Below are 10,813 nucleotides of genomic sequence, written 5' to 3' on the forward strand. Positions count from 1 at the left end.
GGTCTCAGGCGACATCCGTATCACTGACCAGCGCGCTGTCGCTCAGGCGCGCGATGCGCACCGCGTGTTCGCGCCACCACTCCGACAGCATCGGCCCGGGCATCGGCGAGCCCATCAGATAGCCTTGTGCCAGGTCGCAGCCCAGTTCGCGCAGCAGGCGCCAGTCGTCCGGTGTTTCCACCCCCTCAGCGACGGCAGTTAGGTCGAGCCGGTGCGCCAGTTCCAAGGTGGATTCGAGCACGGTACGCTGGCTGCGACTGCGGTGCGCGGCATGCACAAAGCTGCGATCCAGTTTGAGTTCGGTGAACGGAATGCTGGCCAGGCGTTGCAGCGACGAAAAACCGGTGCCGTAGTCGTCGATCGACAAGCCAAAGCCATGCAGACGCAAACGCGCCAGCATGCTCAAGGCGTTGGCCGGCTCCACGATGGCGCTTTCGGTCAGTTCCAGCACCAGATCGGCGGGGCTCAAGCCGTTGTCGCTCAACTTGCCGCACAGTTGTTCGAGAAAATGCTGCTCGCTGAGCAGGTTGGGCGAGAGGTTCAATGCCAGCGTCAGCTGGAATCCTTCTGCGCGCCAATCCACCAATTGCGCAATCGCCTTGTCGATGACCTGCTGGGTCAGCGCACAGATCAAGCCTTCGCGTTCGGCCAGCGGAATGAAGCGGTCAGGCCCGATCATGTCGCCTTGCGGGCGGCGCCAGCGCGCGAGCGCTTCCACACCGCGCAGGCGGCCATCCTTGAGGTCGAGTTTGGGTTGGTAGGCCACCCGGATTTCGCCGCGGCGCATGGCGCGATCCAGCCGCGACGCTGCCGCGCCACCGCTGGACATCAGCGTCGAGATCGCAGCCGGCATCCCTGCGGGTGCGTCTGCCGTCAGTTCGGGTTCGCAATCCAACACGGTGGCCAGATCCTGCAGATGCATCGGTTTTTCGATACCGCCGAGCATGAGCACGCCGGCGCTGCGGCTGAGCTGAATCACCGCATCGATCAAGGCGCCACCGCGTTGCGAGACCACTACCACCGGCACGCTGTACTTGCCGCGCGCCAGTGCATCGAGCAGCTGCACGCCGTCCATGCCCGGCATTTCCAGATCGATCAGCAATAGCGATGGTGAGATGGCGCTACTCAACCAGGCCAGCGCCGCGTGGCCATCCACCGCGCCGTCGACCGCAACGGCGCCGAGTTGGCGGCACAGCGCCATCGCATGCTCGCGCTGCACCACGCTGTCGTCGACGACCAGCACCGGGCCGTCCAGCGCGCAGTTGCAGGAGAGAAGGGTGGGGCGCGTGGGCGTCATTTTCGGCATCGCGTGCATGCGGAACATGTCAGGCCACCAGTTCGGCGACAGCAAGTCGGGCGAGTGTGTCGTTGCTCAGCACGGCATCGGCATCGAGCAGAATCACGAAGCGCTCGCCGATCTTGGCCATGGCCTGGATGAAATCGCGGGGGATGCCGGCGCCGACGCGGGGCGCGCCGGCGATGTCGTCTGGCGCGATGTCCAGCACTTCGCTGACCGCATCCACCAGCAGGCCGAGTACCTGATGCGTCCCGCCATGTGCGATCTCCACGATCACGATGCAACTGCGTTTGGTGATCGCGCTGGCAGTGCGGCCGAAGCGTTGCTGCAGATCCACCACCGGTACCACCGCGCCGCGCAGGTTGATCACCCCGCGCAGGGCCGGCGGCATCATCGGCACCTCGGTAGGCGCGCGGTATTCGATGATTTCCTTGATGCCGAGAATGCCCAAACCGAACATCTCCGTGCCCAACAGAAAGGTCAGATATTGCTGTGGTGCCGTCGATGACGGCGCGGCGGCGGTCGTGCTGCTGGCTGCGCTGTAGGATTGCATCGTCGGTTCCTCAGAAGCTGGCAAACTGCGATTCGTCGATCGCATCGGCGGTGGCAGCCACCGCGCTGATCTGACGCACGTTGGTGCGCCGCGGTGGCGTGCTGAGCGCCGTGCTGCTGCTATGCGGTGCGGTCCGGCGCGGGCCCGGCTTGCTGCCCGATGCCACGCCGCGGCCGCCATTGCCGAGCCGGAAGAAGCCCATCAGTTGCTGCAGCTGTTCTGCCTGCGCGCTCATTTCTTCAGACGTCGCTGCCAGTTCTTCGGCATTGGCCGCCGCCGCTTGCGTGGTCTGGTTCAACTGGCCGACGGCGGTGTTGATCTGGCTGACACCGGCGGTCTGTTCCTCGGAGGCGGCAGCGATTTCCTGCACCAGATCGGAGGTGTGGCGGATCGAAGGCACCATCTCGCCCAGTACCCGGCCGGCGCTTTCGGCCAATTCCACACTGGAACCGGCCACCTCGCCGATTTGCTGCGCGGCGATCTGGCTGCGCTCGGCCAACTTGCGCACTTCTGCTGCGACCACCGCAAAGCCCTTGCCGTGTTCGCCGGCACGCGCGGCCTCGATGGCGGCGTTGAGCGCGAGCAGATTGGTCTGGTAGGCGATGTCGTCGATGATGCCGATCTTCTTGGCGATGTCTTTCATTGCCACCACCGTGGCGCGCACGGTGTCGCCACCGTCCGCCGCTTCGCTGGCGGCCTTGGCGGCCATGCTGTCGGTGACGCGTGCGTTCTCGGTGTTCTGCGCGATGGAGGCGGTCATCTGTTCCAGCGAGGCGCTGGTTTCTTCCACGCCGGCGGCTTGCTCGCTGGCGGCCTGTGCCAGCGCTTGCGCGGTGGCGCTGACCTGTTCGGAGGCGCTGGCCAGATTTTCGGCGTTGCGGTTGACCTCATCGACGATCTCGGTCAAGCGGCTCATGGTGGTGTTGACGTAGCGCTGCATGTCGGCGAATGCGCCTTCGTAGTGGCCTTCTACGGTGTGGGTGAGGTCGCCGTCGGCCATCGCGCCCATCACCTGGATCACCTCGGAAATGCTGCGCAGGTTGCCGCGCGCACGCTCCACGGTGTCGTTGATGAAGGCCTTCTTGCCAGGCAGCTGCGCCAGTGTTGCGTCGAAGTTGCCGCGGCCGAATTCGGCCACCACGCCCATTGCCAGTTTCTTGACTGCGATATGCGCACCCACCATCTGGTTGATGCCGGTGGCCATGCTGCGGAAATCGCCATCGAATCCACTGCTGTCGATCACCACATCGATATCGCCGGCTTCATGTTCGGCCGACATGTGGTTGATCTGGCGGATCAATCCGGTGAGATTGCCGCGCACCTGTTCCAGGGTGTCGTTGATGAAGCGCTTTTTGCCCGGCAGCAGCGGCAGCTGTGCTGTGAAGTTGCCGCGACCGAATTCGGCCACGCAGGCGATGGCCTGCTTCTTCACAGCGATATGGCTGGCCACCATCGCATTGATGCCTTCGGCCATGCGGCGGAAATCGCCGGTAAAGCGTTTCGTGTCGATGACCACGTCAATATCGCCGGCATCGTGCTCGGTCGCCATGCGGTTGACCTCGGCCACTATGCCGGTGAGGTTGCCGCGGATCTGGTCGACGATCTCGTTGATGAAAACCTTCTTGCCCGGTAGGCGTTCCAGCTCGGCGGAGAAGTTGCCGCGGCCGAATTCGGCCATGCAGGCCATTGCCTGTTTCTTCACTGCGATGTGGTTGGCGACCATGCGGTTGATGCCTTCGCCCATCGTGCGGAAGTCGCCGTCGAAGCGCGCCACGTCGATGCGCGCATCGATCTCGCCAGCGTCGTGTTCCTGCGAGACGCGATTGATTTCGTTGTTGACGTGGCGAATGTTGTTTTGCACCTTGCGCAGCGCACGCAACACATCGCAGGCCTGCTCATCGCGCACCTGCGGCATGGCCACATCGAAGTTGCCGCGCGAAAACGCGTCCAGCGTGGTGGTGGCGATGTTCAATGAGTCGTTGGCGATGCGGATCGCGCGGACCAGCAATGCTCCGCTGACGAGTGCGGCCACCACGCTGGCGGCGAGCAGGGCGCCGTGCGACAGCGTCAGGGCGAAGCCGGCGACCACCACCACGACGGGCAAGGCGAGGGCGAGGGTGGCGGTGAACCACAACTGGGTGGCGATCGGGAGACGGTGTGACATGGCGGCAGCTTCCTGGGGTCAGGGAACAACGAATAACGCGGTGATGTGGGGAGTGATGGTGTAAACGCTCAGGCCGCCAGGGCGTCCTGGTTGGGTTGCAATTGCTGGAGCAGGCTGGGCACATCGAGAATCAGCGCGACATCGCCGCTGCCCAGGATGCTCGAGCCACTGATGCCTTTGACCTGTGCGAAGACCTTGGACAACGGTTTGATCACGCTCTGCCATTCGCCCAGCAGCGTGTCCACGACCAGGCCAAAGCGCTGCGCGCCCTGGCGGATCACCACGATGCTTTCGCGTGCCGGCGTCTTGCCGCCGAGCGCGAACAATGCCCGCAGGCGTACATACGGCAGCACGCTGCCGCGCAGATCGATGTAGTCGCTGGCGTAGTCGGGGGTGAACTCCACGCATTCCTCCACCACGTCCAGCGGCACCACGAACACCGACGTGCCGACACCGACCTGAAAGCCATTGATGATGGCCAGCGTCAGCGGCAGCCGCACCGAGATGGTGGTGCCTACGCCGGCGGTGCTGTCGATCTCCACGGTGCCGCGCAGCGCGGTGATGTTGCGCTTGACCACGTCCATGCCGACGCCGCGCCCGGACAGGTTGGTGACCTTTTCGGCGGTGGAAAACCCCGGCTCGAAGATCATCGCGAACACCTCGCGGTCGCTGGGTTGGCGCCCCGCCTCGATCAGTCCGCGTTCCAGCGCTTTGGCCAGGATGCGGTCGCGGTTCAAGCCGCCGCCGTCGTCGGTGATTTGAATGACGATGCTGCCGGAGTCGTGATACGCGTTGAGGCCAACGGTGCCGCGCGCGGGCTTGCCGCGCGCCACGCGCAGGTCGGCCGGATCGATGCCATGGTCCATCGCGTTGCGCACCAGATGGGTGAGTGGGTCGCCGATCTTTTCCACCACCGACTTGTCCAGCTCGGTGTCTTCACCGGCCACCACCAGCGCGATGTCCTTGCCGAGTTCCCGCGCCACATCGTGCACCACGCGCTGGAAGCGGCTGAAGGTGCAGCCGATCTTGACCATGCGCAGTTGCAACGCGCTTTCGCGCACGTCTTCCACCAGGCCGGCCAGGATCGATGCCGATTCCAGTAACTGGGCATCGCCGGTGCGCAGCGCGTTGGCGTTGGTGCTGGCGACGGCAATGATGAGTTCGCCGACCAGATCGATCATGCGGTCGAGTTTGTCGGCGTCCACGCGGATCGAGCGCGTCTCGGCGTTGCGTGATGCGGTGTCCTGGGTTGCGCGTGGCGGCGTTACAACCTGCACTGCAGCGAGCACGCCAGCGGCCGGTGCCACAGCCGTAGGCTCGCTGTCGAGAAGGGTGGCAGCATCGGGAGGCGCCGACACCGAGGTGATCTCAAGATCGCAGTCTTCACGTACGAACTCGAACACCTCTTCGATCGCTGCGCGGTTGGCATCGCTGCGCAACAGGATCTGGAAACCGAGATAGTTGGCTTCCGGATCGAGGTCTTCGAAGCTCGGCAATTGGCTGTAGTCGGTGCTGATCGATTCGACCGAGCCAAGCCCGCGCAGGTTGCGAATCAGCTTGAGCGGCGAGTTGCCGAAGCGCAGCGCATCGGCAAACAGCATCAACGCAATGCGCCAGTAACCGCTTTGTTTTTCCGGCGTATTGCGCTGGGCCGTGCTGGCGGTGGCGCCGCACACGCTGGCTTGCAGATAGGTCTGCAGCTGCGCCAGCAATGGCTCGGCTTCGGTGGCCAGTGCGGTGGCATCGGCGTGGCCGGGATCGGCAGCGGTTTCCACCAGTGCGTGGATATGGTCGCAGCACACCAGCAGCAGCGCAATCAACTCCGAGCTCAGCGTGAGCGCTTCATCGCGCACCAGATCCAGCACGCTTTCCAATACATGGGTGAAGCCGACCAGCTGCGGCAGATCGAACAACCCGCCCGAGCCCTTGATGGTATGCGCCGCACGAAAGATCGCATTGACCGCATCGGGCGAGGAGTCGCCCCGCTCGGCTTCGAGCAGATGGCGTTCCATGTCTTCGAGCAGATCCCGGCTCTCTGCCAGAAAGGTCTGCATCAGCTGGTTCATATCCATGCGGGTGTCACCTGTCCGTTAGTGAATGCGTTCGCCGATGCACGCAACCGCATGCGGGTACAGCGCTTCGAGCAGGCCAAGCAGTTCGACCACATCGACCACCGCGCGGCTGGAATCGGTGAGCGAAAACGGCCGTCCCTCGGCTTGAATTGCCTGCTTGGTGGCCAGCAGCAATTGCAGGCCAGTGGTGTCGATCTCGCTGACTGCCCCCAGGTCCAGATGCAGTCCGCCTGGGTGCAGCAATGCCGGCTGCAGCAGCGGCTTGAGTTCTGCAGCGCGACGGATCGTCATCTCGCCTTCCAGGGCGAGCGTCAGCGGCGCGGGTAGATCGGACAGTGGCGTGTGCATTGATGCCTCAAGCGATGCGATGGCGCACGGATGCGTGCCATGACGCGGAAAGAAGTTCCGGCGTGGGCTTAGGTGTGCAGTTATGCACACGGGAACATGCCGGTCTATGCAGGTATCGGCGCGTGGCAGGAATATTTAGGCCAAATTCAGCGCGGTGACGGATTTGAGAAATTCATCACTGCCTGGGCATTAACTGCTCAGGTTTGTTGCAAGCAGGCTCAGCAATCGAACGTCCTGGGCAGTTCCGCACAACAGATAACCGCAGTTCAGCCGATTTCTCTAACGCATTCGGCCTGGCGATCTGCAGTGTCGCTGGAGAGAATGCGCATTAAACAAGCATGTTGCTTGATGTGCGTGCATCGCATGGTGGATTGGGATTTATTGAACATGCCGCATCGCATCCGATTCAATTTCTGCAACCGCTGCAACCGCTGCAACGCCTTCGACGCATCCTTGCGTCATGCATGGTCGAGGTCGTTGCGCGAAGCAAACACGACCGGCAGTACCGCGTTATCTCGGCGCCAACATCGTCAGCAGCCCACGCGCGGCATTGAAACGATCCACACCTTCCGGCAGCGGCAGCTTGATGCGCAGTTTGTCCGGGCCGTCCATCGTGTAGATCTTCGGCTGCTTCTGGATCATCTGGATCACCGCAACCGGGTCGATCGACGGCTTTGCTTCGAACACCAACCGTCCGCCGTGCTCGCCCAAATCCAGCTTGCGCACGCCCAGCGCATTGGCCTGCAGCTTGAGCTCGGCAATCGCAAACAGATGCTTGACCGGGTCCGGCAGCAAGCCGAAGCGGTCGATCATTTCCACCTGCAATTCGCGTAAGGCATCGCTGTTGCGCGCACTGGAGATGCGCTTGTACAGCGTCAGGCGTGTGTGCACGTCGGGCAGATAATCTGCGGGAATCAACGAGGCCACATGCAGCTCGACCTCGGCGCCGCGCACTTCGTCGCCGGCATCCAGATCGGGCAGGTTGCCCTGGCGAATACTGCGCACCGCGCGTTCCAGCAGCTCGGTGTAGAGGCTGAAGCCGACCTCGGCCATTTGCCCGCTCTGGTCTTCGCCTAGCAGCTCGCCGGCGCCGCGGATTTCCAGATCGTGCGTCGCCAGGGTGAAGCCGGCACCGAGCTCGTCCATCGATGCGATCGCTTCCAGACGCTTGGCCGCATCGGAGGTCATCGAACGACGATCCGGCACCACCAGATACGCGTAGGCGCGGTGATGCGAGCGACCGACGCGGCCGCGCAACTGATGCAACTGGGCCAGACCGAAGCGGTCGGCGCGGTTGATGATGATGGTGTTGGCGTTGGGAATGTCGATGCCCGATTCGATGATCGTGGTCGACAGCAACACATTGAAGCGCTGCTTCTGGAAATCCAGCATCACCCGTTCCAGCTCGCGCTCGGGCATCTGTCCGTGCGCGATGCCGATGCGCGCCTCCGGTACCAGTTCGGACAAGTCGCGCTGCATGCGCACGATGCTTTCCACATCGTTGTGCAGGAAATACAGCTGCCCGCCACGACTGAGCTCGCGCTGGAAGGCCTCGCGCAACAACGCGTTGTCCCAGGCAGTGATGAAGGTCTGCACGGCGAGCCGGTTCGGCGGCGGAGTGGCAATGATCGACAGATCGCGCAAACCGGCCATGGCCATATTGAGCGTGCGCGGGATGGGTGTTGCGGTGAGCGTGAGCAGATGCACGTTGGCGCGCATCGCCTTGAGCGCTTCCTTCTGCCGCACGCCGAAGCGCTGTTCTTCGTCGACGACGACCAGGCCCAGATCCTTGAACTTCACGTCTGGCTGCAGCAAACGATGGGTGCCGATAATGACGTCGATATCGCCGCTGGCGACCTTCTCCAGCTCGGCCTTGATTTCCTTGGTGCTCTTGAAGCGCGAGAGCACTTCCACCTTCATCGGGTAATCGGCGAAGCGGTCGCGGAAATTGCGGTAATGCTGCTCGGCCAGCAACGTGGTCGGCACCAAGACGGCAACCTGCTTGCCGGCGCTGGCCGCAGCGAACGCGGCGCGCACCGCGACCTCGGTCTTGCCGAAGCCCACATCGCCGCAGACTACGCGGTCCATCGGCTGGCTGCTGCCCAGATCGCGCAACGTGGCATCGATGGCGGCCAACTGGTCGGGGGTTTCTTCGAAGGGGAAACCGGCCGCGAACGGCTCGTACATCGCCCGATCCACCTGCAGCGCCAGTCCGGCGCGCGCACGTCGGCGCGCCTGGATTTCCAGCAATTCCGCCGCCACGTCGCGCACTTTTTCGGCGGCCTTGCGCTTGGCCTTGGTCCATTGTTCGCCGCCCAGCGAATGCAGCGGCGCGGTCTCGGCCGAGGCGCCGGAATAGCGGCTGATCAGATGCAGCTGCGCCACTGGCACATACAGCCGGTCGCCCTTGGCGTATTCGATTTCCAGGAACTCGCCGGGCATGCCGCCGGCATCGAGCACGATCAGCCCGCGGTAGCGGCCCACACCGTGATCCTCGTGCACGATCGGCGCGCCTTCGGACAGCTCGCCCAGATCGCGAATGATCGCTTCCGGCTCGCGCCCCACGCGGCGGCTGCGACGCGGTTGGTTGGCCCGCTCTGGAAACAGCTGGCGCTCGGTCAGCACCGCAATCTGCGGGTTGTCCAGCGCAAAGCCGTCTTCCAGTGGCGCCACGGTAATGCCGAAGCGCAGCTTGCTCGCGGCCAGGAAGGCGGGCAGGTCGGCAACGACCTCCGGCTTCAAGTGCGCGGCGGCCAGCACTTCCATCAAGGCTTCGCGGCGGCCGGCCGAATCCGACGCCACCAGCACACGGCCCGGGTAATGGCCCAGGAACGAGGTCAGCGCCTGGCCGGCAGGTGCATCTTTTGCAGCCACCGGCAGCGGCGGCAACGGTTGGTCGCCGAGTGCGGCTGCTTCATCGAGACGCGGGTGGTCGCTGGCCCAGACTTCGATACGTGCCAGCTTGTTGAGCCGCTCGCGCAGTGCATCCGGCGACTGATACAGCTCGTCCGGTGTCAGCAGCGGGCGCTCCACATCGTGGCGGCGTTGCTCGTAGCGGTCCTGTGCCTGCGCCCAGAAGGTATCGGCCGCGTTGGACACGTCAGCGGCGATCAACGGCAGCGCGCGCTTGTCCAGATAATCGAACAAGGTGGCGGTCTTGCTGAAGAACATCGGCAGGTAATACTCCACACCCGACGGCGCCAGGCCCGATTTCAGATCCTGATACAGCGCGCTGCGCCGGGTATCCACATCGAAGCGTTCGCGCAGGCAGGCCAGCACGCGCTCGATGCTGGCATCGTCCATCGGCACTTCGCGGCCCGGCAGTAATTTGACGGCATCGACCTTATCCAGCGAGCGTTGCGATTCCGGGTCGAAGGCGCGGATCGAGTCGATATCCTCGTCCAGCAGCTCCACCCGCAACGGCGTGGCTTCGCCCATCGGAAACACGTCGAGCAAGCCGCCACGCACTGCGAAATCGCCCGGGTCCATCACCTGCGGCACGTTGCGGTAGCCGGCGCTTTCCAGGCGGCGTTTTTCCGCATCCAGATCCAGCCGCTGCCCGACCTTCAGATCGAAGCTGCCGCCCACGATGTAGCTGAGCGGTGCCAACTGCTGCATCAGCGTCTGCACCGGCACGATCACCACACCCTTGGTCAGTGTGGGCAAACGGTGCAGCGCGGCCAGCCGCTGGCTGATGATTTCCGGGTGCGGGCTGAACTGGTCGTAGGGCAGGGTTTCCCAATCGGGAAACGGCACCACCGGCAAGCTGGCGTGCTCGCCGAGCAGGGCATGCAGATCCGATTCGATCTGATGCGCGCTCTGGTTATCGCGTGCGATCACCAGCAGCGGGCCGGCATGCGCCTCGGCGGCGCGAGCAATCGACCAGGCCAGCGCAGTCGGAGAAGACGGGGCGCGCCAATAGGCGCGAAGCTGGCCGGACTTGGGCAGCGGCGGAGAGGGGAAGGTGGTTGGCGACGGCATCAGCCGGAGATTTTATCAGAGCGCCCGCCGCGCGACCGGTCCATCTGGCGTGAAAGCCGGCGTCGAGTCGCCTGTGCAGAAGCGCGCTGCAGGGTCCGGCGTTATGTACCGCCTTTCTGGTACCCGGCAAACCCCAGTTGGTCGAGGGCGCGGTGCCCTCACTGCTTGCGGTACACGCCGTGAATCCATCCCTGGAGGCTCAGTGGCGGCATCCATGCCGCCACATGGTCCCGCAATCGGTGAGGACACCGAACCAGGCAGTTAGTCGATTGTTTTCTTAAAAGTTTGTCCGTTGCTCGGCTTGTTTTGGGAAGCTGAGCCTGAGGTTTCCCCACGTTTTCCCGAGATAGATCAGCTGGTTGCACCCGGATCGTGTAGAAACAAGTGCGCGCATGGCG

Annotated in this window: 6 protein-coding genes; all 6 read right to left on the bottom strand. The window is 63.8% G+C overall.

Translation table 11 applies throughout. The annotated features are described in order from the left end of the window. Positions 1 to 4 precede the first annotated feature (4 nt). Positions 5 to 1,297, bottom strand: a complete 1,293-nt coding sequence (locus XpopCFBP1817_RS08040) for an EAL domain-containing response regulator (RefSeq protein ID WP_128416725.1) — start codon at positions 1,295 to 1,297, stop codon at positions 5 to 7. A gap of 28 nt (positions 1,298 to 1,325) precedes the next feature. Next, positions 1,326 to 1,850, bottom strand: coding sequence for a chemotaxis protein CheW (locus XpopCFBP1817_RS08045; protein ID WP_128416717.1), 525 nt, complete (start codon positions 1,848 to 1,850; stop codon positions 1,326 to 1,328). Positions 1,851 to 1,860: 10 nt separating this feature from the next. Then, entirely contained in the window at positions 1,861 to 4,014 is a 2,154-nt protein-coding gene (locus XpopCFBP1817_RS08050; protein ID WP_128416718.1) for a methyl-accepting chemotaxis protein, read from the bottom strand. A 68-nt stretch (positions 4,015 to 4,082) separates the two neighbouring features. Continuing rightward, entirely contained in the window at positions 4,083 to 6,086 is a 2,004-nt protein-coding gene (locus XpopCFBP1817_RS08055; RefSeq protein WP_128416719.1) for a chemotaxis protein CheA, read from the bottom strand. 18 nt (positions 6,087 to 6,104) lie between these two features. Beyond that, positions 6,105 to 6,434, bottom strand: a complete 330-nt coding sequence (locus tag XpopCFBP1817_RS08060) for an STAS domain-containing protein (protein ID WP_128416720.1) — start codon at positions 6,432 to 6,434, stop codon at positions 6,105 to 6,107. Positions 6,435 to 6,944: 510 nt separating this feature from the next. Then, the gene (mfd, locus tag XpopCFBP1817_RS08065) at positions 6,945 to 10,415 is read right to left on the bottom strand and encodes a transcription-repair coupling factor (RefSeq protein WP_128416721.1); all 3,471 of its coding nucleotides are present in this window, start codon (positions 10,413 to 10,415) and stop codon (positions 6,945 to 6,947) included. Between the last annotated feature and the right edge of the window lie 398 nt (positions 10,416 to 10,813).

The organism is Xanthomonas populi (assembly GCF_002940065.1).
GTDB classification, from domain to species: domain Bacteria; phylum Pseudomonadota; class Gammaproteobacteria; order Xanthomonadales; family Xanthomonadaceae; genus Xanthomonas; species Xanthomonas populi.